Below are 26,299 nucleotides of genomic sequence, written 5' to 3' on the forward strand. Positions count from 1 at the left end.
AAGTAAACAAAACTTAAGTCTATTTCATAGATTTAGCGCAACAAATTGTAAAATGAATGAAATGAACAAAAAGATATTAACCCATCATCTTCCAGATTGCGCAGCTACCAAATACTAAGTGAAACGTGCTTGTTAATCAATAACCAGGTCAGGAAAGTTCATGTTTCTGTAGTTTGCCTCAAATCTCAATTAAGAGAAGCTATAGAACAGGCAAAGCCATTAAATACGATTTGATGCCATTGCCGAATTGACAATAAAGCCTATTTTAGGGATAAATTTTACAGGAAATAAAGCCATTCTTGCCATCCCGATAGATTAGATCATGATCATAAATTGTATTATAGTTGACGATGAAACAAAAGCGCGTAATAATTTACGTCAGCTCCTTCATGAATATTGTCCTTCCATTAAAATTTTGGATGAAGCCTCTTCTGCAACAGGCGCATTAAAGCTGATCAATCAACATCAAATTGACCTGCTCTTTCTGGATATAGAAATGGGTACTGAATCTGGTTTTGACTTATTGAGGTCGCTAAATGGAAATCAGAATTTTGAGATCATATTTGTCACTGCATTCGACAAGTATGGCATCCAGGCTGTTAAATCATGCGCCATTGATTATTTACTTAAGCCAATTAATATTCTGGAATTAACAAGTGCTGTAGAAAAAGCAATCCGCCAGATTGCACCTAAAAAAGAAAACATCCGTTTAAAAGAATTGATTGCAAACATTGATCGTGCTGAAGATGAACAGCGCATTGCAATTCCTTTGACCGATAAGATCGAGTTTGTAGCAGTTGCCAACATCATCAGGCTGGAAGCAGAAGGCAATTATACGCACATTTACCTGACAGGCGGCAAAAAATACCTGGTATGCAAAACCCTGAAAGAATACCATGAATTACTGGAGAACCATAATTTTCTGCGAACACACCAGTCGCACCTGATCAACTATAAGAAAATCTCTGCTTACGTTAAAAAGGATGGAGGATATTTATCGATGGAAGACAATAGCCAGATCCCTATTTCAAGACAAAAGAAAGAAGAGATACTGGCTAAGATCCTAAAATAACTAGATATTTGTTTTTACCCCAATCGTAAACCATGATCCCGGCATTGGTACTGCGCCGGCTTCAATATACGTTACATTGAACAGGTTGGCGCCATCTGCATAGATGCTGTAATGCTTTTGTTTTAAAGCCAAACGTACATCCATTACCGTATATTTTTTATAGTTTATACGCTCATTATACCTTGCGGTCACCGTTAAAGAAACCCGGTTATAAAACTCGGAATATAAAATACCGCTCCATTGATTTCTTAAACTCTCTAATGCGTAACGTGAAAAGTTTGCGCTGGCTATTGTAGTTTTAAAGCTTGGGTCAAGATTGGTGTAAGAAGTACCAATCCTGGCAGTTGTCAATGCACTTGCAGCACTTGTGGTTAGTGTATAATCTGCACTTAATGTAATCCCCCTGGTGGTTACTTTACTAAAGTTTTGAGGCTGCCATGGATCCGTTTGATTTGTTTTTACCCAATCAATAAAATGATCAATGGTACGGACAAAATAACTTGCATTTAAGGCCAGCTTTGTGGTATTAAACTTAAGTCCGCCTTCTGCATATTTAGATTTCTCTGGCTGTAACTGGTCATTACCAATATTGGTTGGCCCTTTATAGTACAAATCGGTATAGGTAGGTAAGCGCTGTCCGGTACCGAGGTTGGTAAATAACCTCCAGTTACCGTAAAAATTATATCCGGCATCCAGTCCGGGAAATACCTGCCATCCATAATCAGAATTGTGATTGGCGTAGGCACCAGCATTGATCAATAAACGTTCTACGGGTTCAAATTTATACTCACCAAATATACCTGTGTTACTGCGGTCTCTTTTACCAAGATTCGTACTATTGATCTTTTCTGTTCTTGCTTCTAAGCCCAATCCGAAAACCCCAATTTTTGTGTCAAAGGTGTTGTTTAGTTCCGCATTAAAGATATTCGTTTCATGAAGATTATGGAATTTGTCTGGCGTCTGCTTAACATATAAATAATCGTCTACATTGTTCCGGTAACTAAGCCTTGGTATGAGCGTCCATACTTCACTTATTTTAGCGGTGTACGCCACTGAAGCAAGCGCTGTTTTAACGGTCTCCTCAGATTCTTTGTCTCCCGGGGCAGCGTAATAACTGTTGGCACCAAAATTATTATGAGTATAACCTGCACTGATATCAAACGCATCCGTTTTACCTACGGCTAACTTTCCCTGGTAATAGATCTTTTGATTATTGAATGCAGTATTGTAGCGGTAACCATTTCCAGCTTCCTGCGATGCAGATAACAGATGTGATGATCTGTTAAGTGCCAAAGTTCCACTGGCACGTATTCCATAATTGGCATACGTACTGCCTGTAACCTCGCTCTTTTTAAAACTGCTTCCAGAAAACAAATTGGCTGATACTCCAGTGGTTTGTACGTTGCGGGTAACAATATTTATTGCTCCTGTTAATGCATTGATCCCATAGATTCTGGATGCAGATCCGCGCAGTACCTCAATATGATCAATATCATCAATACCAATGGGCAGGTTCATCATGTTGTGGCCAGTTTGAGGATCTGATACTTTAATTCCGTTGATCAGTACCAGCGATTGATCAAAGGTACCACCATCTATACTGATATCTGCCTGCGAGCCGCCCGGGCCACGCTGCCGAACATCAACCCCGGACACATAGCTTAGCAATTCACTTACCGATCTTGCTGGCAAACTCCTGATCTTCTCCTTATCGATGATCCAAATGTTTCTGTTCTGTTTGGTAAAAGGCAACTGGATCCTGTTTTCTTTAATTATTACCTCATTCAGATTACTTGTTGTGTCTTTTACCCCGTTCTCTTTCTGTTGCTGTGCATGAACAGCCGTGCTGGCTGCAAACAGTATAACTGGTATGATAATTTTATACATGTTCAAATCGTTTGATTTTTGGAGGGGCAAATATATAGGCTTTAAAGTATAAAGCACAGATATATTTTCACCAGGCCTTAGAAGTGTCTTAAAGCGAATTTATCTGCTGTAACCATTGCTTTTTTTGATTAACCGGGAAAATTAATCCATTTACCGATACATTGTTTAACCGGAATTATTTGTCCGTAAATTTATATCAACTAATAACAGCAACTTCTAACTGTTCCAGAATATCTGAAGCAATGTTATTTAGGTTTATAGATTATTTGGTTTTAAGATTACAACGGCTGTCTGTGTGGGCAGCCGTTGTATTTGGTACGCAAACCATCCCCAATCAGATGTTAAAATTGCAACACGAATTAAGAGTAAGCAGTTCATTTTTAAATGAATCTGGTCTATTTTTTACTTCGTAGATGGGTTAAAGAAACAAAAAACCTATGAAAAAAATTATTCTATCTGTTGTAGCCTTAGTAGCTTTGGCATGCACCTCACAAGTTTACGCACAAAAAAATCCAATGGTTGGCGGTGCGGCCATGTATGCCAATAAAGACATTGTTGACAATGCAGTAAACTCAAAAGACCATACCACTCTTGTTGCTGCTGTTAAAGCTGCCGGATTAGTAGAAACTTTAAAATCAGCTGGCCCGTTTACCGTGTTCGCTCCAACAAATGCAGCATTTGACAAACTACCTGCAGGTACTGTTGAAATGGTACTGAAACCAGAAAATAAAGATATGCTGACTAAAGTATTGACCTATCATGTTGTTGCCGGAAAAATGACTTCTAAAGACATTGCAAAAGCAATTAAAGCAGGAAATGGAAAAGCAGAATTTACTACAGTCAGTGGTGGTAAATTATGGGCCTGGATGGATGGCAGTAAATTGGTATTAAAAGATGAAAAAGGCGGAATGGCTACCGTTACTATTGCAGATGTAATGCAAAAGAATGGGGTAATCCATGTTGTTGATACCGTTTTAATGCCGAATTAATTATCTGTAATTCCTTTAAATTTTAAAAGCCTGGTGCAAATTGCACCAGGCTTTTTTGATATTTTAAAAACTATGCACACATTTACGTAATCAATTACGTAAATAGAAATGGATGTAGAGATTATAGCTTACAAACCGGAGTATAAGACGGACTTCAGGAAACTCAATGAGGACTGGATTACAACCTACTTTAAGATGGAAGAAGCGGATACCGGAATTCCTTCACCTTATGAACGGTGTAACATTCAAATGGAAATTATACTTTAGTTTATGAAATTGTTGTACAAAATATTTGTTGCTGCTCTCAATACATCGTTAATATCCCTTGTATAGGTTGGGTTACACCCATTGGTGATCACAACAATGCCAAACTTTTCTTTAGGCTGGAAAAACATGGCGCTATAAAGTCCATAAGCGGAACCGGTATGCCCTTTCATTATCTTTCCGGGAATCAGATCGTCTGTTGTACGGATTGCCAAACCATAGCCTTCATCATCAGAAACTTTAGTCTGCATTAATTTAGCACTCTTTTTAGAGATGATCTTAATGCCATTATAGCTACCCTGATTCATGTGCATCGTCATGTATTTTGCCAAATCCCCGGCAGAGATCTTCATTCCTCCGGTCGGAGAAAATACAGGCGTGCTATAGCCCATCACATAATTCTTTATTTCTTCCCTGCGTGGTGTATAAGCCGCCAAAGAAGGCGTAAAACTCTTTGAAGCAGCATTGTATTCATATAGCGTTGCGAACAGGCTGCTATCCAAAGAATCTACACAATACCCGCCATATAAAGCCAACGGATCTAAAATATGTTGTTTAACATATTGATCAAAACGCGTTCCTGATAACTTTTCGATGATCGTACCGATCATATTGTAATTCAGATTACAATATTGATAACCTTTTCCAGGTTCATAATCGTTATAACAATTTGTCCAGTTTGGGTTTTTATCGGGATTGATCACATCCAGGTTAAAATAACCTTCTTTATCATTTATACTCGATGTATGCGAAAGCACCATTTTAAGCGTGATTACCCTTTTCGGATATTTAGGATTTCGCACTTTAAACCCTGCCAATTTACTAAAATCATCTTTAAGTGATAATTTTCCAGCCTCTATCAGCTGCATGATCGACGTGGCAGAGAAAGATTTAGAAATAGATGCAATTCTAAAGATCGTAGGATCTGTAAGTGGTGTATTGCTCTCCTTATCTTTTAACCCAAAAGAATGGGTATACACGATTGCTCCTTCTTTTACCACAGCAACGGACAGTCCTACCACATCAAGTCGTTTCATCATGCTTTGAATTTCTGATTCTGCCTTTTCTGCCTGGGCATAACTACCTGATGAAATGGATATGATCATAAAAAAGGCTACAAGATATTTTAAGGCAGATTGAACCATAATTGGAGTTATAACAATTTACTAAATATAAGTTTTTTGAATTAAAGAAGGTGCTTACTTTTCTTTTCATAAGCTATGCTCAATAATTCTTTAGCATAATTCATGTCTCCGGCATCCTGAATGTAAAAGCTGATCCACCCGGAGTTTTTAAAAACATGATGATGATTGATTTTACCTTCCAGCAGCAGTTCTTGTTTTACTTTACGGTCAAATAAAATATCAAGCAGTCCATTGCTGTGCAAATGACCTATTTCCTTACCATAATAATTAAACTGAAGTCCTCCGTATTTATGCAGACCAACGCTTGCCCCTTCCCGGCTCATCACGTCTGATTCGATCTCGTCCATCAGGTCCAGCAAACCGGGGTTCACAAAAAACAACCAAACCCTGATCAGGTGATCAAATATATGCGGCAGTCCTGGAATAAACTTAAGAAAACTGAAGTATCTTACGATAAGAGAAAACAGCTTATTTAGCTTCACTCAGTTCCTGAATATGATCCATCACCCTTAAATGAACATTTCTGGTAATGCTTTCGGCCCAAAGATCATAATACCAGGCAGGGAATACATACAGCTTATACCAGCTGTTGCCCGTGAGCGTTGTGGTACCATCGCCATTGTCTTTCAACAAGAACTGACCGCGGATGATATCAATGTGGCCCATAATTTCCGGATCAAGAGGCTGCCCGGTAATATCGAAGGTCAGATTTTCATTCGGCTTGTAGGTAACTATCTTCTCATCAAATATATAGCCGTTGCTAAAGATACATTTTCGCCCGGCACCTTCGTAATAACCATCTACTGTAGTTTCCATCGGACTTGGCATCCCAATTTTGAATAACCAGTATTTATCTTTTTGTTTGATCTTTTCAAAGGCAACTACATTTTTCCAAACCACTTCCGGCGGTGCATTGATAACCATCTTATCAGCAACAAGGTTTACATAATTGTGCTCAGACAATGAATCAGCAACAAAAACCAATAATAGCAGCGAAACGATACTGATGTTTAAGGTTTGGCTTTTTTTCTTGAAAACCCTTTTCCCATAAAAGGACCCGATCAGTATAAAGGAAAAAATAAGTGGGGATACAATCAGCAGACAGATTATTCCTTCACCTAAAAAGAAGTAGCTCAAGAGTATGGCCACAAAGCCATTGATAATGGAATACCCGGTTACCGCTTTGTTCTTTAAGTCTAGCTTTCTCCAAAACCAGGCACTGATTATACCCATCAGCACTGGTATAATTATAAATTCAGAAGCAACTAAAGTTCCCAATACCTGAGCTTCAAAATACTTACTCAGGCCAATAATAGCAAAGGCAAAAAAATTGGATACAACGATACCATTTAATAAGGCAGATCTGTAAAATTTAAGGTTCATAATTTGAGAATGAGTTATTTAACGCGGTTAAAAAGTATAGAATTGATCTTTGCGGTTACAAACGGATGCTCAATATATCTTTGATGGCATGTGCAGATTTTGTAAAAAGAAAGGAATAACCAGTATCCAGAAGCCGCTTGGGATATACCCACCTGCTTTTTAAGATCAGCTCGGTTTCTGTTCCAATCATTGCTGCACCAATTTCCAGTAACCAGGCCGGTGCCGGAAGCCCAAACGGAATTCCCCATGCCTTTCTGATTTCAGTCATCAAATCAGTATTCTTTACAGCTTCAGGTGCGGTACAATTGATTACCCCCTGCAATTCTTCGTGCTGAATTAACCACTCGGTACATCTGGCAGCATCCTGTTCATGGACCCAGGATACATATTGCTGCCCATCACCTTGCTTACCGCCCATTCCAAACTTAACCAGGTTGAGCAAGCGCGGAAAGGCACCGTCAGACCGGCCAAGTACAATCCCCATGCGCAAAGCGATCTTACGCGTAAGCGGGGTATTGGTATCAAAGAATGAATTTTCCCATTTCCGGCAAACATCTATAGAAAACCCGTAGCCAATTTCTCCGGTTTCTTCATCCTGCGCACGGTCTTCAGCATGCCTGTAAATTGTTGCAGAAGTAATATTGATCCAGAGCTTTGGAGGATCCTGAAGCTTTCCGATTACGTTACCTAATAGCGTTGTAGGAATAATTCTTGAACTGATTATTTCTGCCTGATTCTCTTTGGTATACCTGGAATTTACATTCTTACCACATAGGTTGACCAGCAGATCTGCACCATCAAGACTTTTTACCCATTCTCCTTCATTACACCCATCCCATACTATGGTCTTAATTGTATCGGTATCTTTTTTTTCTTTGCGGCTCAGAATAATTACTTCTTCTGCAAGGTGTTTATAGTAGTTGGCAAAAACACGGCCGAGGTAACCATTACCTCCGGCCAGCACTATTTTCCTGTATTTCATAATAAGTGTGTAAGGATGAGTAAAAGAATGGCAACACGATAAAATAACCAGGTAAATGTTAAGGTCCAGCCCAGTTCTAAAAGCCTGGTTCTGCGTATGTGTTCTAAAAACATGGCGCCGGCCACCGCCATAAACCACACCGCATAAAAGATCGGATCAAGTTTTGTAAAGCCCGCTACAATTAAGCCAGGCAATAAGGCTAAAGCACCGGCAAAAGAGATGGTCATCATGTTGCCAAGATAATCCCAGGCTTTGTTTTTATAAAGAAAGTAAATAATGATGCCCTGAAAGAACACCTGCCCGCCGCAGACCAGATATTCCCGATTGCTGAGCCCTGATGGTAAAAGGCCAGCCATCAAGGTAGTATAAGCAGAAAGTATAAAGGCGGTAATAAACCAGGTGATCAGTAAATAGGCTATTCTATAATCCAATCTGAATGCAGGCTGGATCTGGCCGGCAGTATGTGTGTATTTTGCAGGAATGATCACCCTTCTGTTGTAAGAAATAAAAAAATAAAGCCTGCTCATTAACCAAACAAAAGGCTTAAATGCAAAAAGTGGTTTAAGTGCAGGAACAGCCACTCCAAAAACTTTAAAAAGGCTGTGAATCCCATAAGTAACTTCGCCTGTTTCCTGGTTTACCAGCGCAATTTCATTAGCCGCCCGCTGCCTGTCTACCATCGGACAAGCCTGTTCAGAAAGATCCTGATATGCCATACGTCCTTTCTGATCTAAAATGCCCTTGCTTACAATCGCACGGGTGTATATTCTGCACATCGGACATTCAGCATCAAATAGGATCTGGTGGTTGGCTAAAGTTTTCATAACGTATGTATTTAGTTCAAAGATTCGGAGTACGAATGGTTATTTAAATATTTTAAACAGAGATCCCCAAAACCAGCTTTCTTCTGCCTTGAGCATCGTGTCTAATGTTTTATCTACATTTTTCGCCAGCTTATTAATGTCGGTGATGGATTTAGAAAAGGTTCTAAATTCAGGATCTTTAGAATCACCGGTAACTTTTGACAATTCATCCAATACTTTTAATACCGGGTCCAGTTCTCTTTTTCTCCGTTCTTTGGCAACCTGCCTTGCAATATTCCAGGTATCCTTATCGGCAAAAAAATACTCCTTGCGCTCACCTGCCTTATGCTGCTTTTCAATTAAGCCCCAACCGATCAGATCTCTGAGGTTCATATTGGCATTTCCCCTGGAGATATTTAAAGTCTCCATGATCTCTTCCGTTGTTAAAGCCTCTGGCGAGATCAATAAAAGCGCATGAACCTGTGCCATGGTCCGGTTTATACCCCACTCAGAGCCCAGTTTACCCCATGACTCAATGAACTTTTGTTTTGCTTCTGCTAATTCCATGTACAAATGTACACATATTATTAAACTTTCAAAACTTTTTGAAAGTTTAATAACAATTACTTCATCGTGGAATGATGAACCAGATAACTCATTTAAATGCGCTCGAAAAATAGAAAGCAGGCAAAATCCCCGTAAACGGTTATTGCACCTGCTCAATATTTATAGGATTTTTACCTGTAACTATGAGCAATAAAAGCATCAGATTTTACGCAGTAATCTTCACTGTTCTATCAGAATTCGCAGGATTCCACTCTTTTGCCCAACGAAAAGATATTGCTGTGGCACAGATTGACCAGAGATTTACCGTAAGTATACAAAAGAACTGGGGCGTTGGCTTTGAAGAATATTTCTTCACCATAACCAACAATACCAATGATGCCTACAGGCTTGTAATGACTGTTGATCTGGATCTGGCTTGTGTGGGTAAGAAGAAACTGACCATAGGGCTCAACAAATTTGTATATCTGCCGCCCAATGGAAAATTTACACCAGAAAAAGATAATGATTATACCTATAACAGCGGAAGCGATAATTTTAAGGACTGCAGGTTAAAAGACGGAAACAGTTATACCTTACTTAAAGAATTGAAGTATGAATTTTCAGATATCAGACTGGCAACAGCCGCCAAAACTGAACCTGAGAAAACTAAAGCAGAACCTGCAAGAACCAATACCGCATCCGGTACATCAGCTAAAGTACCGGAGCAAACGGTTACAAAGTCTGAAAAAGAACCTACTCCCACAATAGTTAAATCTAATACAAGTACCTCTACTTCACAAAACAACGGCAATTCTACCAGATCAAATGCATCGTTTACTGCAGAGGTAAATCAGAATTTAAAAAAGCAAAACGATAAATTTTGGAGCGATATTGCAGAAAGCGATAGGAAGACTGAAACACAGTCAGCAAACCTCATGACTAGCTATTATGCAGCTAAAGCAGTCCAGAACGCCAAAACAGGATTAAATAATCTTACAGAACTTAGCGGAAATTATTCATCAGTACAAGAGCTTGAAGCGGAGTTCAGAGCAAAATCAAGTGCCATTAACGAGCAGGTGCAGGAACTAACTGAAGCCAGGAACAATAATTTACAGGCCGCAAAAGAAGTATTATTTACCGGATCAGGAGCGTCAGAAAATGCACTTGGACAAGCAATAGTTGGATTTGGGGCCATATTTAACAGCATCAAAGCGGATAAGGAAGCAAAAGAAGCAAGAGATGAGTTGAGAAGGGCCAGGGCTGCAGAGCGTACAAAGTTAGAGGAGCAGAAAAAAGCACTGACACAGGAATTGCGGATGAACTTTCTGGATCAATTTCCTGACGGAGGTATTCCTCAAACTTCAGCAGAATCAGGTATTAAGGAACTTTACTTTTTCTCTTACATTTTAGACCGGAGATCTATTGGCGAGAACGAACCCACCGTATTTGTAACCAATGTTTTTCCTTTAGCACGCTACAAGGGAAAATGGCCATCGAAGAGCACTATATCCGGCGATATCAGCGCACTTAAACCGGGAGAAGTTACATTAATGGGCTATTATTCTACGAAGGAACAAGCGGAGCAAATGCAGGGTTCGTTTGTAAATCTGGCTGCAAAAACCGGGTTCAGGATCTCAACAATACGTTATGCTGGCCGTGAAGCCAATGGCAATGACTATTTAAGTGACGACGAGAAAAAGGGGGCTGCTGTTGAACTTGCCAAAAATAGCACGGATGCATTTAAAGATGGACTTAAATATTTTGTTGACAAGGACTTTATAAGCGCTTACGAATTTTTTAAAAAGGCAGCTAAAGAGGGTGACGCTGAAGCCATGCAATATATCGGCGACATGCATTATGCCGGCTCTATTGGAACGCGTAGTTTTGATCAGGCTTTTGCCTGGTATAAAATGGCTGCAGACAATGGCAATGTAGAAAGTATGGTGAGTATTGGCGGTCAGTATCTGCATGGCAATGGTGTAGCAACAAATCTGCCTGAAGCTTTAAACTGGTATAAAAAAGGCGCGTTAAAAGGACATGCCATATCGATGTACCTATTGGGTAAATGTTATTACAATGCCTGGGGAACAACACAAAATGTAAAGGCTGCCCGGGAATGGTTTTTAAAGGCTTCGGCCAATGGATGTAATGAAGGCGCCTATTATCTTGGATTAATTTACTTTAATGGCTGGGATACTCCGGAAAACAACCTTGAGGCATTGAGATGGTTTAAAGTAGCCTCACCTGCAAACGGCATTGCAGCAGAATATGCAGCAGACATGTATTACAACGGATGGGGTGTAAAAGAAGACCGGACACAGGCAATTGAACTGTACAAAAAAGCTGCTGCTTTAGGTGAAAAGGCTGCTGCAAGAAAAATTGGTGAGATCTATTATAGCGAACCAGAAGCCAACCCTGCTGAAGCTTTAAAGTGGTTTAAGAAAGCTGCCGATGATGGAGACATTCTCGGAAACCAGTATATGGGAGAATTTAATTACTTCGGCATAGGTAAAAAGAAGGACTTGCCAGAGGCGGCGCAGTGGTTTAAACGGATTACATTTGAAAGTGCTGATGCCATGTATTATCTCGGGTTAATCAACCTCGAAGGTGAGACTGGCACCCCGGACAACAAAGAAGCAATGAACTGGTTTTTAAAAGCTGCGGAGAAAGGGCATGCCAGTGCCACATTTTATATCGGATCAATGTACCATGAAGGTTTGGCGGGTCCGAAAAGCGTGACAAAAGCGTTAAACTGGTATAAAAAGTCGGCAAGTATGGGCGATGTAAATGGCCAGCTAAATCTGGCTGAATTCTACTTCTATGGAGCTGGCGTACCGAGAAATTACACAGAAGCGATAGCCTGGTATACTAAAGCCGCGGAGCAGGGGCATGAACATGCCATGTTAAAATTGAGCGAAATGTACGAAACCGGAACCGGCACAACTAAAAACCCGGTACTTGCAAAAAAATGGCTTGATAAAACCCACGCTAATAAAAAATAAACACACCAATATATGAAGTACCTTTTCACACTGCTTATCTTCTGCAAAATTTATTCCTCCGCCTATTCACAACAAACAGATTTTGCCAAAAGTCTTAGCGCCGGAAAAGCTGAGTTTAAAAAAGAATACGTAGATCAGGATTATGAAAATGCAATTAAGCACCTGGAAAAAGCCGTTCAAATTAATCCGTTAAGTGCAGAAGCACATTATTTTCTTGGCTATGCTTATGATAAATTAAATATTAAAGATGGCTCAATGATCATAGAAAGCAATCTGGCACTTGCTCTTAAAGTAAGCAAAGCCTTTGAAACCGTCATCAAACTTTCGCCAAAATACACCGGAGAATTACTGGCCCTTGATCCCTACTCAAAGATCACGTCAACCTGGGGGTCTCAAGCAATGGCTTATCTGTACCGGGGAGATATTGATTCAGCAAAATGGGCATTTGCAGAAGGCAAAAAAAGAGGTGGCTTTAGTGAACTCTCTTTAGCAGCAACCCGCCTGGCCCTAAATAACTGCACACCAGGAAGTCTGCTTTTATCAACTGGCGACAACAGCACTTACCCATTGTTATATCTCCAAAATTTAGAAAATTACAGAACCAATGTAGCCACTTTCGATATCGGACTCCTGGACACCTATTGGTACGCCGGTTATTTACAAAATAACAAAATTGTTGACTTCAAACTTCCGGTTGCCACACTGGATACCTTGGAATATACCGTTAACAAAGACTCTCTATTCACTTTACCATTAGAGAATGGCAAACCTTTTCAATGGGTCTCAAAATCAAATTATGATGATGGCGTGCTCTATAGAAGAGACCGGTTGCTGCTAAAACTTCTGCAATCCAGAGGGCTTAAAAACCCGGTATACTTTACAAAGGGATTTTCCAGAGAACTGGCGATGGACCTTTTGGATTATACATTAAACCGGGTGTTTGTACAGCAACTAAACATTATTGATGAGCCTGAACTCACCCTGGATTCTTTTAATCAGAAAATAAAAGAGATGTACAAGCTTATTGAGCTCATTAACCCCAATAGCAGTGATGAGTTGATTCAAATCGACCTGATAAGAACAACAGTTCTATTCCGCGCAAATTATGAAGCAGGAAATGACCAGGAAGAAACTGCGGGAAAATTAATTAAGGAAATGAATTTGGCGATTCCACTTGCTAAATTTCCTATGGAAGATGGGTTTCTAAAAGATTTTATGACACAGTTTTTGGATTAACGGCATGCAATCTCCGGCATTTACATGTCGCAAACAGCCCCTAAAAAAGTCGCATCTTCCCATTACAAAAATCATCCAGCAGGTTTATTTTTACGATACTAAATATAAATCCTATGGAAAACAGAATTACCAGTTCAAAGATCAGCACAAACTTATGGTTTGATCATATTGCAGAACCTGCAGTAGACTTTTATCTTTCAGTCTTTAAAAATGCTTCAAAGGGCAGAGTTGCCAGATATGGAAATGCAGGGCAAGAATTTCATGGCATGGAACCTGGCACAATCCTGACCATAGAATTTAAACTGGAAGGACAAACCTTTGTCGCATTAAATGCCGGGCCTGAGTTCAAATTCAATGAATCTATATCTTTTATCATCAATTGTAACGATCAGGAGGAAGTTGATTACTATTGGGATAAACTTTCTGATGGCGGAGAAATTCAAATGTGTGGATGGCTTAAAGATCAGTTCGGTGTATCCTGGCAAGTTGTGCCAACGGTTTTAACGGATTTGCTGCAGAATTCCGATCCTAAAAAAACAAGCCGTGTGATGGCTGCTTTAATGACGATGAAAAAGCTGGACATAGCCAAACTTAAACAAGCATCCGAAGGTTAATTTCAAATTATTTATCAAGTGATAAATACCAGGCCAGCGCATTTAACTTGTTTTTTAGTGTTAGCGGATTTGTGGTAGACTTTTCGAGAAACTCATCCCTGTTGACCAGAATAACGACCAGAAATAACAGAAAAAAGAGCGTCATCACCAGTTGGGTTTAGTATAATTCGATTTGGTTTGAACAAAGGTATAATAGGCCTTATAATAATCTGTAAAATATTCGTCTTTGATCTTGCCTTTTCCCAAATGACTGGTTTTTACAATAATTAAAGTATCCTTTTTAAGTAAACCATAGCTGTACACAAACTGCTTTCTGGGAGTGGACATTCGCTGGATCACGATCCTGTCATTTTCAAGCCTGTAATAACTCTCAAATAATGTGGCACTATTCTTTTCCTTACTCTCTTTGATCTTATTGTTAAAAGCGGCCACGTAATCGGACTGTTGATCAAATACATGATCTATATCCACAATGAGGTTTACCTGTCCGGATGGATAAAACTTATAGATCTCTTTTGGGCTTACAGGAGCTCTGGTTCCTTGTTTGTCTGTCCATATTTTTTGAAGTATGTATACTCCATCTGTCCTTAATGAGGATAGGGTATCCAGTGAGAAATTCTTTGAGTAAAATGAGTAATCATTTTCAGAATAATGTTTTTGATAGTTGCAGCCAGATAAACTGCACAATACAACGAATGCAGTTAGTGCTGCCTTTGTAACAGAAGACCATGGCAGGTGATTAATGGGTTGGGGCTTTAATATCATTATAGGCAGAACATATATGAACAACTAATGTTTTAGCTGCACTACTCTAAATCCCTGGTTACTGAATGATGCACGCGGATTAATGTTACCAATATCTACAGAATTAAAATAGTTGCATGAGTTTTTGCTGCACCACCATGAACCTCCGCGGGCATGTACAATGACTCTTTCTTTAGGATCAGAGGGTAAACCTCCCTGACAAAATTCAAAAACATTTCCATACATATCATAAAGGCCCCATTTATTGGGCAAGAAGCTTTTTACTGGGGCAGTATACATAAAACCATCTGATTGGTCTGCTTTCAAATGATCTTTACCATGCCAAACATTGGCATACTTTACAATCTGGGTTTTATCTGCGCCCCAAAAATATTGTTCAGCAGCATCGCCTGCCCTGGAAGCAATTTCCCATTCTTCAAAAGTAGGAAGCCTCACTTTAGCCCAGCTGCAATAGGCTTGGATATCACGGTAACTTATAGTAGTAACCGGATGGTTCATCTTATCTAAAATCCCTCCCCTGCTTATGCCATTTGGATATCTCCAGTAAGCAGTACTGTCATTGATCCATCTGAATTCTTTTAGGCCGGGTTCAAAGACCATCGCATTACCCAACCGCTCTGCGTCTGTTTTATAACCCGTAGCATGAACAAATTTCTCAAAATCAGCATTCGTAAGCTCAGTAACTGCAATATTAAAAGCAGCCATGTTGACTTTTCTCAATGGATTCTTTAAATGGTCTTTTTCCCCAACGGTATAAACACCAGCAGGAACAGCAACATAATTAAGATTAAGCTGGGCGTATAAACTGACCTGCATACTGGTTAGCAAAAAGATGAGCACCTGGCGCATAGCACTAACCCTTTTTCATTTTAAGATAAAAATCATTCGCCCTGCTCAGCATCAAATCTTCATTTGCTTTATTGAATTTAATATATGACCTGTCATTGGCTTCATTTCCATATAACTTGCGATGGGTTTCTGACTGCATAAATGGTGCATAGTTATTATTGATCATGAGCTTCATCAACAATGTAAGCAGATCCAGATCTTTATGATCGGCTTTAAACGTCTGGATAATAAAGGGGATCATTTCCCATCCATTTATCTCGTTTATTGCCAATTTATAATTCAAACCCATTCTTTTACTTCTTAAAACAGACGCTTTGACCAGTGCCATTACACTGTCGCGGTTTTTATTTAAAAATGCCGTCTGTCTTTCACTCCAGGCAAATTCAGGAAAAGGGTTTTCCAAACTCGCCATTATCTTTTTTTCTTCATCAATGACAGGCAAAACAGGATCGCAATTCTGATCATAATCCTCTGCATGGATCATGCAGTATGTAAATTTTTCTTTTAGGCTAAGCGACAGATATTCCTTCGCTGAAAGCTTTAAATTTTCTGTATCACTGGTTATTTTAGCGATTTTTGCCCTCACTTTTACGATGCCATAAGGTGGAACTGAAATTTTTGTGCGGGCTTCGTGATAAGCCAGACTTTCTTTACTTTGTTTCTGGTTGTAATCTGCGGATTCCTGCGCAAAAAGTGAAGAACAAAATAATAATGCAATTGTTAACAGTTTATATTTCATTGAGCTTAATTTAATCATACCGGATATATCTCAATAATTGTACCCTAATTACATGAAAACAGCATTTCCACCAATAGCCGGCCCTGAAAGCCGAATCCTGATATTAGGAACCATGCCGGGCGACCGCTCTTTAAAACTACAGCAATATTATGGCCATTCTGGCAACCACTTTTGGAAAATGATGTTCTTGTTGTTTGACAAAACGTTCACACCAGACTATGAGACCAGGAAACAGCTTCTGCTGGATCATGGGATTGCGTTATGGGATGTACTACAAGCTTGTGAGTGTGAAGGAAGTTCAGATAACAACATTAAAAATGAGGTGGCCAATAACTTCAGTGCATTTTACACAGCTCATCCATACATCAAAACCATATTCTTTGCAAGCAAAAAAGCGGAAGCCTTTTACGATAAATATGTAATTAAGGACCCCGCTAAAACGTACGATACACTGCCATCACCAAGCAGTGCCAATACCTGGAAAACTTTTGATCAGAAACTGGAAGAATGGAAGAAAATACTATAAAGACTCCTTAGTGGCTTTAATGGTTTTTTCAATAGCACGTATAACTGCATCTTTATAGACCGTAAAGTTATTTTGGCGTGCTTCATCCGAATCACTTTCCTTAACCAATTTTTTACCATCCTTTACTTCCTGCAACTCTTTCTCATACAGATTAATAAATGTTTCTGGCTCCTTATTCTTTAATATTCTGATGGTATGAGAATATTTTTCATGACCATCAACCAGATTGGCTAAATTCTTTTCATCGTAACTGCCGATATTATTGATCCTTGTTAATAGCTGTTCAAGCTTTCCTCTTTCTTTTGCGTAACCCATAATTAGCGCAAATATACTAGTTATCCCCAAGAGTTGTACTATTAAGCACAGAACTGGAAAAACACGGTGACCATTAGGGTGTTAATCCCATGAATTTTTGACGGATTACCAGTTACCTTGGTGTAAACAAAATATTTAATTTTATGAAAAAGTACTTGATCATTTTCCTTGTGGCATTCGGATACATTTTTCCAACTTTAGCCCTGATGTCAATCTCTTCACCTGCTCACGCACAGGAAGAGATGTCGGCTGGAGTGAAGCTTCAGTATTTTGCAGGCGCCTGCAATGCCAGCCAGGTGGAGGTGCTTCTGGCCAACAACCCAACATTCGACATCTATAGTTCTGGCGTAACCAATTCGCCGGTAATGGTAGCCATTGACAGATATATTACAGCCAATAATGCCGGCAATTTAAAAAGCTGCACAGAATGCCTGATCACCATCAGAACCATCTTAAAGGATAAACGCTATAATTTTAAAGAAATGCCAAATCGTGATAAAACCGATCTGATGTTCCTTTTAGCAAAAGGACGGTCGGTAACAAATACTACACTCTACATCAGTGGCTATAACAACCTGTTATTTGCAATGCTTGATGAGCTCGACAAAAAAACAGGGTTCGATATCAATTACACATTACCCTTATATTTGAAAACGCTGGCTGGAAACGCAATAGGTGCATTGGCTTCAGGAGGCCTTAAATCAACATTCTGTGCCTTAATTACCCGCTATCCGCAGCTTAAATTCAACCTCGATAAAAGAAGGGATGATTCTAGCTATCCCGCATTGTTACTTGCGGTAATGAGTAATAATATGGAAATGGTAAACGCGCTGGCCAGTAATGGTGCTGATTTTTACCTGCGTGTAAATAGCTTCGGCATTTTCCCGGCAGAGGAACTCGCCAGAACGCTGGGGCATACATCCATAGTTACCTATTTAAACAACAGGAGACTTGGGAATGAGCCTGCAGCAACTACTGCAAATTATTGTGCAAACTGATTGTCAGCAACCGGAATATTCTATCAAATGCTGAAGTAGATATTTTTGTTGGAATTACTTTCTGATTTGGGCTTTTTGAGCTAAGATCTCTTTACCACCTTTATAAATTACAAGCAATGCGGGTGGCGTATTTTTTCCACCCGTAACAAAAATTGGACAGGTGTAGGTATAGGTACCACTTTTAAACTCGTATTTGTGATTCCCTCCACTCCCTTCCATGGTAAGTTTACCGTTTTTTAAGATCAGGTTAGGCTTATCGCTCATTTTACCCGATAAGTTCCACGCAGCATAGCGGAAGCTATTACTTCCCATATCATCAATTCTAATGATATATTTTGTGGTTTCTAAAACTACGATAGGCCGTTCAAATTCTTTAATCGACTCATGCACGTAGCTTTTATCGAGCGCAATTAATTTCTCTCTTTTCTTTCTTTCCGCGTTTGATTGATGATTCACACCAATTAACCGTCCATCATAGTCCAGCCAAACATCTCCCCTCAAAAGCATGATTCCACGCCATCCCACAGCAGACCAGTCAACCGCTGGCTTAGAATTAACGATCATCTTAATTAACTCGTTATCAAAAACTTCAGTATAACGCTTTAAAAATTCTTGCTTATTTTTTATTTCAGGTATTGGATATTCTCTCTTTAAAGGATAGGAAACTCTATCCGCTAAGATCTCCTTCTTTTGATTTTTGATGTAATAAATGAAATCAGAAACAACTTTCTGCTGTTCAACCTTCATTTCCTGTCCGAAGACAACAACGAAACTCAAACTCAGAATACATGTAATGGTCAGCTTTCTCATATCTGCAAAAGAATTTTATTCAAAGGTAACCATTAAAGAAATTATAACCTGACTACTAACCTAAAAAATAGAATGTATATAATGCACCCGGTAAAAAAAGATCATTCCCATATCATTCAAATTACATAACCAGGTTTGACAACAGATATAAACACTGATCACTTGACCTTCACAAATATCTAAAAGAGATTCATAACCAGTTTACAAACAAACAACACAAAAAAGCCCTTTAGAAATTTATTTTTAATAACCAGGCTAATTTTAAAAGACAAATTAATTAATCAGAATTTCAATCCTGCAACAAACCATATAATCAAAAAACATTAAGCAAAAAAGTAAATGATTAATCTTTAATTTATATCACTAATTTTATTAATTTTATTCAATATTAAACCACCACCAGTGCAGCAATGCAAAAAGCCCTAAAAAAATCATCCTTAACAAACCAAATAAACTAAATTATGCTCATTACACTCACAAAAGAAGAATGTATTTCTGCCATCAAGACATGGAAGGAAGTTAAATCTGATTATTCAAAAATCGAATCTATAATTAATCCTCAATTGGTTTTTAGTTTCAACAGAGAACAGATTGATTGGTTAAGCAAACTCAATAAGTATAAAAACTTCCACACGTATATTGGTGTACATCGCGATGAATTAATATTAATTCTTGTTCCCCTTGATCAATCAGGTACAGAACTTAAACTTTCAGAATACTCAACCTCTTCCCTGATCCCACTGGCAATAGACTTAAAACTGGTTGAAATAGAGGAAACAACGAAAATAAAAACAACAGTACTGTCACAAGATCTAAAGATCAGCAGCTATACTGAAGAGTTTAAATTACCCACAGAAAACAGGCCTGCAGTAGGTGAAAAAACAGCCTTGCAAGAAATAGAATCCTGGAGTAATGAATGTCACGACTGGTTTTATTGTGAGTGTTTTGATTTTCTGGGAAAAAGAATCTTTAACACGTTTACCGTACCGTTTGAAGATCTGGGTAAACCTGAGGAAGGTATCGATCAGGTAATTTGTATTTTTGCATTTAAAATCTCCGTTCTCTATAAAAGACAGATCCCAACATTAATTTTTATAGCGCTTGATGACAAGCAACTGGGTGCTCAGATCATAAGATCAACAGATGATAATTCTTACGATTGGTCTCAACCTTGCCCCCCGTTTTGTAAAGAAGGAAATTTTGATTTTTTAGAATAAAATAATCCCAATGCTATTTTATTATGGATCATTAGTTCTTTCAAACTGCTTGCTGGTTATTTCATTCTTGTTTGGGATTTTAAAACGGCCAGTGCTGCAAAAGAAAGAAAAATGGTATGTCTATTACCTGGGATATATTCTTTGCATTGAAATAATTGTCAAATTATTGATATTCATATACAGCGCAAAAAGCACCTATTTGGTTTATCCATTTTATGTAAGCGGTGAATTCTTCTTATTGTCGGCTATGTTCATTACCGAGTTAAAAATTTCACGTAAATGGTATATCGTAAACGGATTAATTACTGCTGTTATATTTATTAGAACCGTCTTACTTGTAATAAACAACCCAGGTGTGACAGATAATGCCAGTAAGATTTTCTCGCATTTATTGATCGTATGCCTGGCAGGGTATTCTTTAATTAAGGCATTGGGTTCTTTTGAAAAGAAGAACAAATTTTTAATAATTTATGCCTGCTTGTTTTTGTATTATTCAGTTTCATTGTTATTTTTCCTGCTGCTTGATCAACTTAAAATGTTATCTGATTTTAATGCCAGCACCATTTGGGGAATGAACAATGTATTGTCTTCCATTTTGTATGGAGCATCACTTTACACTTTTATATCATCAAAGAGATCTCAATAAATATCGAATTCTTCGTGGTTATGGTCATCATCTTAATATTGATCATCACCTTCATTTTACTTACGTATAGAAATTTTATTCATAAAATAATATTAGAAAAAAACATCCAGCATCAGCAGGAAATTCAACACCAAAAAAACAATGTAATCCAGGGAGCTAAAGTACAGGAAGAGGAAAGAAAGAGAATAGCCCAACTTATACACGACGATATAGGAAACAAGTTAAACATACTTTCTGTATGGCTTAATAATCCAAATGCCTGGAACAATGAGCGGTCAAAAGAAATTGTTGCGAAGCAAATACCTGAACTCATTGAAGCCACCAGAAATATTTCTCATGCCTTATTTCCAGTTAATTTAGAACATTACGGGATGATCCTGACACTGGAAGAACTGATCGCTAATATAGAATCTTCTTTAACTGTTCATTTGATCATTGTTCATCCATACACACCAGGAGCTATGTATTTTGAATTACAATTATACAGGATTATCCAGGAATATTTAAGCAACGTATTAAAACATGCTGAGGCTTCTCAAATGTTTATTCAGTTGAGGGACTCATCCAAATACCTATGTATCACGTTATCTGACAACGGAATAGGATTTGATGTAAACTCAGCAAGTAAGGGTATGGGACTAAGAAATATAGCATCCAGGATCAAATCTATGGATGCCGTTTATAGATGGAAAAGCATTAAAAATAAAGGAAGCCAGCTAACTATAGTAATTCCTAAAACATGAACAATCAAATTAAAGTAGCATTAATAGATGATGAATCTTTATTTACCGAAGGATTGGTCCTTTTATTTTCCACTGTAAAACACATTACAGTTGTAGCTACCGCTGCACATGGTATCAAGTTTTTAGATGATCTGTTAAACATCCCGCCAGTAGATTTCCCTGAAATAATCCTTGCAGACATCCAGATGAAGCCTATGGATGGATTTGAACTGGTCGAAATACTAAAGAAGAAATATCCGGGCCTAAAAATCATCATCCTCTCCTCCCATTATAAGAACAATGTATTTGGACACATGATCAAATTAGGGGTCTCCGCCTTTCTTCCAAAAAATGCAAACCTGAAATTGCTCGTCGAAGCCATAGAATCTGTTCATAAAACTGGCGTGTTCTTTAGTCAGAAAGACCATTTGATGCTGGTATCCTACATGAAGGGTAAATCTAAAAGCCATGACCTAAATGCCATTAGAAATTTATCTGAACGGGAAATTGAGGTGATAAAGCTCATCTGTTTAGAATATACAAATGATGAAATTGCCGACAAGCTATTTCTTAGCAGACGTACTGTGGAGAGCCACAGACAAAGAATATTAGATAAAATTGGCGCTAAAAACACGGTCGGGCTTGTGGTTTATGCCATAGCCCACCAGATTTATATACCACCTCAGCATTTCGATTCCGTATAAATACGTAACCTGTCATTTAGTAATTTCTACGCTAAGGTTCACAGCAGTTATCCCGTTACTTTGAATTGTTCATCCCAATGAAGCTTCAAACCAAACGTGAACACTGGTGGAATCCGAAAAACCAAACCAATAGAGTAGGATCTTTTATTAAAATGATTAATTATGACAACTTATTCAGTTAATTTCGAAAATCAAACCAATAACACCTGGACCCTTTGCGTATATCAGCAATTACCAGATTCAATAGGTCTTGACAGTGTATCCTGGAAACAAACGAGGGTACCTACTCAAGGCGTATCAGGCGTTCAGTGGAACACGCAATATCTTGCCTGCCTGGCCAATTATAAACAAGATGGAGGAAAAGGGGTTTATATCGCCTCACAAAAACTAAATACCGAACTCGGTAAACAATGGGACTGCATATATGCAGATGGCGTTCAGCAATTGACCCTGGCAGGCACTGCAACTGCAGGACAATTAATGATTACCAATAAGTCTCAAAAACTAGCCAATTTAGGAATTGGTATGGATGGAGATATTGCACTGATAAAGAGAGATGTATACAGCGGAAACAATGCACAATTCGTAGTAAAACCAAAGTACTATGTGGCATTGTACAGCAATTTAACCAAAGGTGAAGTTATTTCTGGTAATCAGATCCATGGCCCGTTAGAAGTTATATTTGAAGGCGGCCAAACCGTAAAAGAATATGTGGCCAGAATTGAAGGCGCTACTTTTATTTTCGAAGAAACAGGAACAAACTTCAGAGTTTCTGCACCATTACAACAAATTAACGAGCGTCTTTTACTTCAAAATGCAGAAGCCTAATCCAATCAATAAAGGCACTTGTAATTCATAGTGCCTTTATTAATTTCAACCCTATTGATATGAATGATTCAATACATGCTATTCTATTTGCAGCACAGCAACGGAATTTAGTTTACAATCATAATTTCTTATACTATAGCAATGAGGTAGTACAAGACAGTGCGGTAACCTTTAATCACCCTGACGGATGGATCTATCAAGATTCCGGGCCAAATGGGGAGATCAGTTTCGATGGAGAAACCTGTTCATGCCTCATTCAAAAAAGCAATGGCGATGCAATGATGACCTTTAACCAGGTGATTAGTGAGTTTCCAAGATGGCAAAAAGTCCTCTGCAGACAAAAAGTAACTGCATGCGCAGTACTTCTTAATCCAGCTGCAGCGAAAACAAGCTTTGAACTGACATTTTCTATAAATGATGGAATTTCGACAAGCAGCAAATCTCTCGTTTTTAATGCCGGCGACAAAAAGAACATTTGTATTGAACTAAACGTATCAGAAAATGCCACAAAATTGGAAGTTGCTATAACCTGCCCGACAAAAAATGCGATCATATATGTAGAAAAGGTATATGCAAACATTGGAGATGTGGCATTGGATACGCTACCCTGCATGGTTTCAGGAGTTATAGGAGAACGAAAACAATATATTGGAACCGAAAACCCACCGGAAGAAGAACTATCGCTATGTAATCCTGCAGTAGAACTCGATCATAATTATACGCGGTTAAATTCCGTGCTCAACAATCGGTTTGGTACCGGCAAGAATGGATACGCTATGTTACTGGATATGCGGGGCTACTTTAGCCGGGCATGGGACAATGGTGCACAGGTTGATCCGGATGCCGGGAGCAGAACCGAACCTGGAACAGGTATCATCAAAGGGGATCATGTCAGTACTTTTGAAAAAGACATTTTTCTTGAGCATGATCACGGTTTAAACTTCGCAATCAACAAAACCATCTTATCAGGCGATAAAGCTCCTGCAACTATTATTGACATCAATGGCACTTCCAGAGCAGATATGGAGGCCGATGGTAAAGAAACCCGTCCAAAAAATATAACCGAATTGTATACCATAAAGTGGGCTTAGCCTCTTTAAAAGCAAAGGTGAAATCTGAAAAACCTATCTAACAGAGTAAGAAAGAATTTAAAGATCATAAATTATGGCACATCTAACCAGACAATCAGTAGAGCAGTGTATCATGGCTGCATATAACCAATACCTTACCACCACACAAGGAACTATCGTTTGTGCAACTACAGATAACGGAAATGTATCGATACAATGTGTAATTAACGGAACCCGGTTTAATTGTGGGTTTGCAGGCTTCGATATGAGCAGAGCAGAAGTAACTAACTTAAGGCAATGGTGCATTACCCACCCGGGAGCAGGCTGGAATTTTGGTTTTAGAGGCACAGACCCTACTCATCCGGACAGCATAAACATAACATTAATTAATAGAACAGTGTTGATGTTTAACTTCCACGTCTTTCTTTATTAACAACCAAACACTTCGTAAAAGACCCCATTTGCATTTAGCAATGGGGCTTTTAGGAAAGGACTCCATGTCGTCCAAACAGGTTATTTTTTACCTTTGTCTGTTTTCTTAGGAACGCAATTGGGCACCGTCTTACCATCTTTAGTCTTAGTCCCTATCTGTTCATAATTTTTCCAGCAAGGGTCTTTGTCTTTCTTTTCTTTTGCCATAACAATGATTTAACCTACATATTATGCTCAGTGATCAACTCGCCGATCTGCTGTACAAAACCAGGATCCAACTCGTCTTGTGTGTTCCAGGTAACCTGGTCATCAGTTGGCTCAGGATAAATCACACCCAGTTTATTTTCTCCCTCCATAACCCGGTAGGTACCGTTCTCCTGGGGTTCAATCGTTAGCAGGCTTTCAGGCAGCTGTATATCAAATGATTTCATAAATATTCTATTTAATCACTTAACCATTGCAGCAGTTAAAAGTTTCAACTAACTACATTTTACTTCATTCATTTAACAATCCCAATCTGATCAGGTATCTAATTACTTACGCAGCTGATCAACATGTGTATTAATTTGCTTTTCCAAGTCATTGCTGAAACCTTCTATAGCAGTGATTACTTTTCCCTGCTGATCGATGATATAAAACGTAGGGATCGGCGTAACATGAAATTCTTTACTGAGCGCTTTGCCATTGAAATATACAGGATAAGGAAGTTGATACTTTGCCGCAAACTTTGCTGCACTTTCTTTACCTTCATCCACATCTACAGATACAATAACCACGTCAGAACCTTTGTATTTATTATGGAGCCTGCTTATTGCAGGAACCGCCATGATACAGGCGGCACAATTGCCCCAAAAATCCATGATCACGATCTTTCCCTTCAGGTCGGGACTGGAAAGGATCTTGCCATTCAGATCTTCCAGCTTCCAAACTGGTACTTCAGAGCCTGCAGATAATAGCGATTGAGGCTTTTCACTCAGCCGGTTGTTATTCTCATTCTCAGTAATAAAGCCTAAAGGAATTTTAGTAATTGTCCGGTCATTTCCAGAAGGGTTGTCAAATTTATAATTGGAATAATAATTCCGGGTTACCAAATAGATCATGTCTTCACTTGCTATCCCTCCCTTCTCTAAAAAACCCTTCATTTGATTTTCTGCATATACAGGCAGATCGGTAGCTTTATTCATATAAAATTCATAAATGGTGTAAGGACGCTTACCTCTGATCAGGGTGTCAAGTTCTGTAATCCGGACATGATAACAAGGAATCGTATTGACTACCGTATCTGCCAGCTGCCTAACTTGCTTACCAGGCTGTGTAATACCATTAATAACAGCAACCATTTTAAATAAGGGGATGGAGTTAAAATAATGCGATGAACGCTTGTAGTCTTCACCAACCGAATAATATTTACCAGTCAGGTTTACTTTCAATAATTTCTGACCATCAAACCTATCCTGTTCGGTTTTTGAAGCCAACTCAAATTGCAGCCTGGCTGCACCTAAAGTTTGAAAGGTTTGGATGGTATCCGAAAACTCACCCACAAAACCATCGTTCTTAATAATGGATGTATAACTGATATTATGATGCAAACTAAGTTTGCGAACAAAATTTTGAAGCACTTTTGTTTGTGCGGTTCCCTGCTGTGCATATAAGATCAAGATAAAACACAACGGCAAATAAAAGATTTTTTTCATATCAGCCGTAATCTACGAATTTTTCGTAACAAATGCTATATATGATCTTTCTGTATGAATA

Annotated in this window: 30 protein-coding genes; 14 read left to right on the plus strand and 16 right to left on the minus strand. The window is 38.7% G+C overall.

Going from position 1 to position 26,299, the window contains the following annotated elements:
• The first annotated feature begins 322 nt into the window (after positions 1 to 322).
• The gene (locus ATK78_RS14160) at positions 323 to 1,072 is read left to right on the plus strand and encodes a LytR/AlgR family response regulator transcription factor (RefSeq protein ID WP_133576770.1); all 750 of its coding nucleotides are present in this window, start codon (positions 323 to 325) and stop codon (positions 1,070 to 1,072) included.
• Here the strand turns inward: ATK78_RS14160 and ATK78_RS14165 are convergent, their stop codons facing one another.
• On the minus strand, positions 1,073 to 2,959 hold the full coding sequence (locus ATK78_RS14165; protein ID WP_133576771.1) for a TonB-dependent receptor plug domain-containing protein: 1,887 nt from the start codon (positions 2,957 to 2,959) through the stop codon (positions 1,073 to 1,075).
• A gap of 437 nt (positions 2,960 to 3,396) precedes the next feature.
• Here ATK78_RS14165 and ATK78_RS14170 point away from each other — a divergent pair, with 437 nt between their 5' ends.
• Positions 3,397 to 3,948: a fasciclin domain-containing protein gene (locus tag ATK78_RS14170; protein ID WP_133576772.1), complete on the plus strand. Its 552-nt coding sequence runs from the start codon at positions 3,397 to 3,399 to the stop codon at positions 3,946 to 3,948.
• Between the two features lie 108 nt (positions 3,949 to 4,056).
• Positions 4,057 to 4,215: a hypothetical protein gene (locus tag ATK78_RS22775; protein ID WP_166664886.1), complete on the plus strand. Its 159-nt coding sequence runs from the start codon at positions 4,057 to 4,059 to the stop codon at positions 4,213 to 4,215.
• Here ATK78_RS22775 and ATK78_RS14175 read toward each other — a convergent pair.
• From ATK78_RS14175 to ATK78_RS14200, 6 genes are read right to left on the minus strand one after another with little or no spacing between them, the layout of a single operon-like run.
• A complete protein-coding gene (locus ATK78_RS14175) occupies positions 4,212 to 5,357 on the minus strand; it encodes a serine hydrolase domain-containing protein (protein ID WP_243732534.1) in 1,146 nt (381 codons plus the stop codon). The two genes, ATK78_RS22775 and ATK78_RS14175, sit on opposite strands and share 4 nt — an antisense overlap.
• 41 nt (positions 5,358 to 5,398) lie before the next feature.
• The gene (locus tag ATK78_RS14180; protein ID WP_243732535.1) at positions 5,399 to 5,839 is read right to left on the minus strand and encodes a luciferase domain-containing protein; all 441 of its coding nucleotides are present in this window, start codon (positions 5,837 to 5,839) and stop codon (positions 5,399 to 5,401) included.
• The gene (locus ATK78_RS14185; RefSeq protein ID WP_133576773.1) at positions 5,826 to 6,740 is read right to left on the minus strand and encodes an SRPBCC family protein; all 915 of its coding nucleotides are present in this window, start codon (positions 6,738 to 6,740) and stop codon (positions 5,826 to 5,828) included. Before ATK78_RS14185 ends, ATK78_RS14180 begins: the two co-directional genes overlap by 14 nt.
• 55 nt (positions 6,741 to 6,795) lie before the next feature.
• The gene (locus ATK78_RS14190) at positions 6,796 to 7,722 is read right to left on the minus strand and encodes a TIGR01777 family oxidoreductase (protein WP_133576774.1); all 927 of its coding nucleotides are present in this window, start codon (positions 7,720 to 7,722) and stop codon (positions 6,796 to 6,798) included.
• Positions 7,719 to 8,546 (minus strand): DCC1-like thiol-disulfide oxidoreductase family protein, encoded by an 828-nt coding sequence (locus tag ATK78_RS14195; protein ID WP_133576775.1) that lies wholly within the window; start codon positions 8,544 to 8,546, stop codon positions 7,719 to 7,721. Before ATK78_RS14195 ends, ATK78_RS14190 begins: the two co-directional genes overlap by 4 nt.
• Positions 8,547 to 8,585: 39 nt before the next feature.
• Complete coding sequence (locus tag ATK78_RS14200) at positions 8,586 to 9,092, minus strand: GbsR/MarR family transcriptional regulator (RefSeq protein WP_133576776.1); 507 nt, start codon at positions 9,090 to 9,092, stop codon at positions 8,586 to 8,588.
• 182 nt (positions 9,093 to 9,274) lie between these two features.
• Between ATK78_RS14200 and ATK78_RS14205 the strand changes: the two genes are divergently transcribed.
• From ATK78_RS14205 to ATK78_RS14215, 3 genes are all read left to right on the plus strand, one after another.
• The gene (locus ATK78_RS14205; protein ID WP_133576777.1) at positions 9,275 to 12,073 is read left to right on the plus strand and encodes a tetratricopeptide repeat protein; all 2,799 of its coding nucleotides are present in this window, start codon (positions 9,275 to 9,277) and stop codon (positions 12,071 to 12,073) included.
• A gap of 12 nt (positions 12,074 to 12,085) precedes the next feature.
• Complete coding sequence (locus ATK78_RS14210; protein ID WP_133576778.1) at positions 12,086 to 13,309, plus strand: tetratricopeptide repeat protein; 1,224 nt, start codon at positions 12,086 to 12,088, stop codon at positions 13,307 to 13,309.
• Between the two features lie 113 nt (positions 13,310 to 13,422).
• Positions 13,423 to 13,923, plus strand: coding sequence for a VOC family protein (locus ATK78_RS14215; protein WP_133576779.1), 501 nt, complete (start codon positions 13,423 to 13,425; stop codon positions 13,921 to 13,923).
• 7 nt (positions 13,924 to 13,930) lie between these two features.
• Here ATK78_RS14215 and ATK78_RS22780 read toward each other — a convergent pair whose 3' ends face one another.
• From ATK78_RS22780 to ATK78_RS14230, 4 genes are read right to left on the minus strand one after another with little or no spacing between them, the layout of a single operon-like run.
• Complete coding sequence (locus ATK78_RS22780; RefSeq protein WP_166664887.1) at positions 13,931 to 14,068, minus strand: hypothetical protein; 138 nt, start codon at positions 14,066 to 14,068, stop codon at positions 13,931 to 13,933.
• On the minus strand, positions 14,068 to 14,688 hold the full coding sequence (locus ATK78_RS14220) for a hypothetical protein (RefSeq protein WP_133576780.1): 621 nt from the start codon (positions 14,686 to 14,688) through the stop codon (positions 14,068 to 14,070). Before ATK78_RS14220 ends, ATK78_RS22780 begins: the two co-directional genes overlap by 1 nt.
• A gap of 24 nt (positions 14,689 to 14,712) precedes the next feature.
• A complete protein-coding gene (locus tag ATK78_RS14225) occupies positions 14,713 to 15,504 on the minus strand; it encodes an SUMF1/EgtB/PvdO family nonheme iron enzyme (protein ID WP_208112373.1) in 792 nt (263 codons plus the stop codon).
• 37 nt (positions 15,505 to 15,541) lie between these two features.
• Entirely contained in the window at positions 15,542 to 16,276 is a 735-nt protein-coding gene (locus tag ATK78_RS14230; protein WP_133576781.1) for a hypothetical protein, read from the minus strand.
• Between the two features lie 52 nt (positions 16,277 to 16,328).
• On the opposite strand from ATK78_RS14230, the gene ATK78_RS14235 reads away from it, so the two are divergent.
• A complete protein-coding gene (locus tag ATK78_RS14235; RefSeq protein ID WP_133576782.1) occupies positions 16,329 to 16,802 on the plus strand; it encodes a DNA-deoxyinosine glycosylase in 474 nt (157 codons plus the stop codon).
• Here the strand turns inward: ATK78_RS14235 and ATK78_RS14240 are convergent.
• A complete protein-coding gene (locus tag ATK78_RS14240; RefSeq protein WP_133576783.1) occupies positions 16,797 to 17,117 on the minus strand; it encodes a hypothetical protein in 321 nt (106 codons plus the stop codon). The genes ATK78_RS14235 and ATK78_RS14240 overlap by 6 nt on opposite strands.
• A 143-nt stretch (positions 17,118 to 17,260) precedes the next feature.
• On the opposite strand from ATK78_RS14240, the gene ATK78_RS14245 reads away from it, so the two are divergent.
• Positions 17,261 to 18,115, plus strand: a complete 855-nt coding sequence (locus ATK78_RS14245) for a hypothetical protein (protein ID WP_133576784.1) — start codon at positions 17,261 to 17,263, stop codon at positions 18,113 to 18,115.
• A 54-nt stretch (positions 18,116 to 18,169) separates the two neighbouring features.
• Here ATK78_RS14245 and ATK78_RS14250 read toward each other — a convergent pair whose 3' ends face one another.
• Entirely contained in the window at positions 18,170 to 18,925 is a 756-nt protein-coding gene (locus tag ATK78_RS14250; RefSeq protein WP_133576785.1) for a hypothetical protein, read from the minus strand.
• A 461-nt stretch (positions 18,926 to 19,386) separates the two neighbouring features.
• Here ATK78_RS14250 and ATK78_RS14255 point away from each other — a divergent pair, with 461 nt between their 5' ends.
• The 6 genes from ATK78_RS14255 (at position 19,387) to ATK78_RS14280 (ending at position 24,545) form a co-directional block, all read left to right on the plus strand.
• Positions 19,387 to 20,142 (plus strand): hypothetical protein, encoded by a 756-nt coding sequence (locus ATK78_RS14255; RefSeq protein WP_133576786.1) that lies wholly within the window; start codon positions 19,387 to 19,389, stop codon positions 20,140 to 20,142.
• A 564-nt stretch (positions 20,143 to 20,706) separates the two neighbouring features.
• Complete coding sequence (locus ATK78_RS14260; RefSeq protein WP_208112374.1) at positions 20,707 to 21,531, plus strand: sensor histidine kinase; 825 nt, start codon at positions 20,707 to 20,709, stop codon at positions 21,529 to 21,531.
• Positions 21,528 to 22,214 carry a response regulator transcription factor gene (locus ATK78_RS14265; RefSeq protein ID WP_133576787.1) on the plus strand — a complete coding sequence of 229 codons (687 nt, stop codon included), beginning with the start codon at positions 21,528 to 21,530 and terminating at the stop codon, positions 22,212 to 22,214. The genes ATK78_RS14260 and ATK78_RS14265 overlap by 4 nt, the downstream gene beginning before the upstream one ends.
• Positions 22,215 to 22,376: 162 nt before the next feature.
• The gene (locus ATK78_RS14270; protein WP_133576788.1) at positions 22,377 to 23,042 is read left to right on the plus strand and encodes a hypothetical protein; all 666 of its coding nucleotides are present in this window, start codon (positions 22,377 to 22,379) and stop codon (positions 23,040 to 23,042) included.
• A gap of 59 nt (positions 23,043 to 23,101) precedes the next feature.
• Entirely contained in the window at positions 23,102 to 24,133 is a 1,032-nt protein-coding gene (locus ATK78_RS14275; RefSeq protein WP_133576789.1) for a hypothetical protein, read from the plus strand.
• A 73-nt stretch (positions 24,134 to 24,206) separates the two neighbouring features.
• Positions 24,207 to 24,545 (plus strand): hypothetical protein, encoded by a 339-nt coding sequence (locus ATK78_RS14280; protein ID WP_133576790.1) that lies wholly within the window; start codon positions 24,207 to 24,209, stop codon positions 24,543 to 24,545.
• 80 nt (positions 24,546 to 24,625) lie between these two features.
• Here ATK78_RS14280 and ATK78_RS23060 read toward each other — a convergent pair whose 3' ends face one another.
• The 3 genes from ATK78_RS23060 to ATK78_RS14290 form a co-directional block, all read right to left on the minus strand.
• Entirely contained in the window at positions 24,626 to 24,751 is a 126-nt protein-coding gene (locus tag ATK78_RS23060; protein WP_262712171.1) for a hypothetical protein, read from the minus strand.
• Between the two features lie 14 nt (positions 24,752 to 24,765).
• Positions 24,766 to 24,975 (minus strand): hypothetical protein, encoded by a 210-nt coding sequence (locus ATK78_RS14285; RefSeq protein WP_133576791.1) that lies wholly within the window; start codon positions 24,973 to 24,975, stop codon positions 24,766 to 24,768.
• A gap of 102 nt (positions 24,976 to 25,077) precedes the next feature.
• Entirely contained in the window at positions 25,078 to 26,238 is a 1,161-nt protein-coding gene (locus ATK78_RS14290) for a TlpA family protein disulfide reductase (protein WP_133576792.1), read from the minus strand.
• Positions 26,239 to 26,299 lie beyond the last annotated feature (61 nt).

It is taken from the genome of Pedobacter metabolipauper, from assembly GCF_004362715.1.
Taxonomy (GTDB): domain Bacteria; phylum Bacteroidota; class Bacteroidia; order Sphingobacteriales; family Sphingobacteriaceae; genus Pedobacter; species Pedobacter metabolipauper.

Bases quoted from the DNA above. Each gene is read 5' to 3' on its own strand.
- ATK78_RS14160 (WP_133576770.1), top strand. From the start codon at position 323: ATGATCATAAATTGTATTATAGTTGACGATGAAACAAAAGCGCGTAAT.
- ATK78_RS14165 (WP_133576771.1), bottom strand. From the start codon at position 2,959: ATGTATAAAATTATCATACCAGTTATACTGTTTGCAGCCAGCACGGCT.
- ATK78_RS14170 (WP_133576772.1), top strand. From the start codon at position 3,397: ATGAAAAAAATTATTCTATCTGTTGTAGCCTTAGTAGCTTTGGCATGC.
- ATK78_RS22775 (WP_166664886.1), top strand. From the start codon at position 4,057: ATGGATGTAGAGATTATAGCTTACAAACCGGAGTATAAGACGGACTTC.
- ATK78_RS14175 (WP_243732534.1), bottom strand. From the start codon at position 5,357: ATGGTTCAATCTGCCTTAAAATATCTTGTAGCCTTTTTTATGATCATA.
- ATK78_RS14185 (WP_133576773.1), bottom strand. From the start codon at position 6,740: ATGAACCTTAAATTTTACAGATCTGCCTTATTAAATGGTATCGTTGTA.
- ATK78_RS14190 (WP_133576774.1), bottom strand. From the start codon at position 7,722: ATGAAATACAGGAAAATAGTGCTGGCCGGAGGTAATGGTTACCTCGGC.
- ATK78_RS14195 (WP_133576775.1), bottom strand. From the start codon at position 8,546: ATGAAAACTTTAGCCAACCACCAGATCCTATTTGATGCTGAATGTCCG.
- ATK78_RS14200 (WP_133576776.1), bottom strand. From the start codon at position 9,092: ATGGAATTAGCAGAAGCAAAACAAAAGTTCATTGAGTCATGGGGTAAA.
- ATK78_RS14205 (WP_133576777.1), top strand. From the start codon at position 9,275: ATGAGCAATAAAAGCATCAGATTTTACGCAGTAATCTTCACTGTTCTA.
- ATK78_RS14210 (WP_133576778.1), top strand. From the start codon at position 12,086: ATGAAGTACCTTTTCACACTGCTTATCTTCTGCAAAATTTATTCCTCC.
- ATK78_RS14215 (WP_133576779.1), top strand. From the start codon at position 13,423: ATGGAAAACAGAATTACCAGTTCAAAGATCAGCACAAACTTATGGTTT.
- ATK78_RS22780 (WP_166664887.1), bottom strand. From the start codon at position 14,068: ATGACGCTCTTTTTTCTGTTATTTCTGGTCGTTATTCTGGTCAACAGG.
- ATK78_RS14220 (WP_133576780.1), bottom strand. From the start codon at position 14,688: ATGATATTAAAGCCCCAACCCATTAATCACCTGCCATGGTCTTCTGTT.
- ATK78_RS14225 (WP_208112373.1), bottom strand. From the start codon at position 15,504: ATGCAGGTCAGTTTATACGCCCAGCTTAATCTTAATTATGTTGCTGTT.
- ATK78_RS14230 (WP_133576781.1), bottom strand. From the start codon at position 16,276: ATGAAATATAAACTGTTAACAATTGCATTATTATTTTGTTCTTCACTT.
- ATK78_RS14235 (WP_133576782.1), top strand. From the start codon at position 16,329: ATGAAAACAGCATTTCCACCAATAGCCGGCCCTGAAAGCCGAATCCTG.
- ATK78_RS14240 (WP_133576783.1), bottom strand. From the start codon at position 17,117: ATGGGTTACGCAAAAGAAAGAGGAAAGCTTGAACAGCTATTAACAAGG.
- ATK78_RS14245 (WP_133576784.1), top strand. From the start codon at position 17,261: ATGAAAAAGTACTTGATCATTTTCCTTGTGGCATTCGGATACATTTTT.
- ATK78_RS14250 (WP_133576785.1), bottom strand. From the start codon at position 18,925: ATGAGAAAGCTGACCATTACATGTATTCTGAGTTTGAGTTTCGTTGTT.
- ATK78_RS14255 (WP_133576786.1), top strand. From the start codon at position 19,387: ATGCTCATTACACTCACAAAAGAAGAATGTATTTCTGCCATCAAGACA.
- ATK78_RS14265 (WP_133576787.1), top strand. From the start codon at position 21,528: ATGAACAATCAAATTAAAGTAGCATTAATAGATGATGAATCTTTATTT.
- ATK78_RS14270 (WP_133576788.1), top strand. From the start codon at position 22,377: ATGACAACTTATTCAGTTAATTTCGAAAATCAAACCAATAACACCTGG.
- ATK78_RS14275 (WP_133576789.1), top strand. From the start codon at position 23,102: ATGAATGATTCAATACATGCTATTCTATTTGCAGCACAGCAACGGAAT.
- ATK78_RS14280 (WP_133576790.1), top strand. From the start codon at position 24,207: ATGGCACATCTAACCAGACAATCAGTAGAGCAGTGTATCATGGCTGCA.
- ATK78_RS23060 (WP_262712171.1), bottom strand. From the start codon at position 24,751: ATGGCAAAAGAAAAGAAAGACAAAGACCCTTGCTGGAAAAATTATGAA.
- ATK78_RS14285 (WP_133576791.1), bottom strand. From the start codon at position 24,975: ATGAAATCATTTGATATACAGCTGCCTGAAAGCCTGCTAACGATTGAA.
- ATK78_RS14290 (WP_133576792.1), bottom strand. From the start codon at position 26,238: ATGAAAAAAATCTTTTATTTGCCGTTGTGTTTTATCTTGATCTTATAT.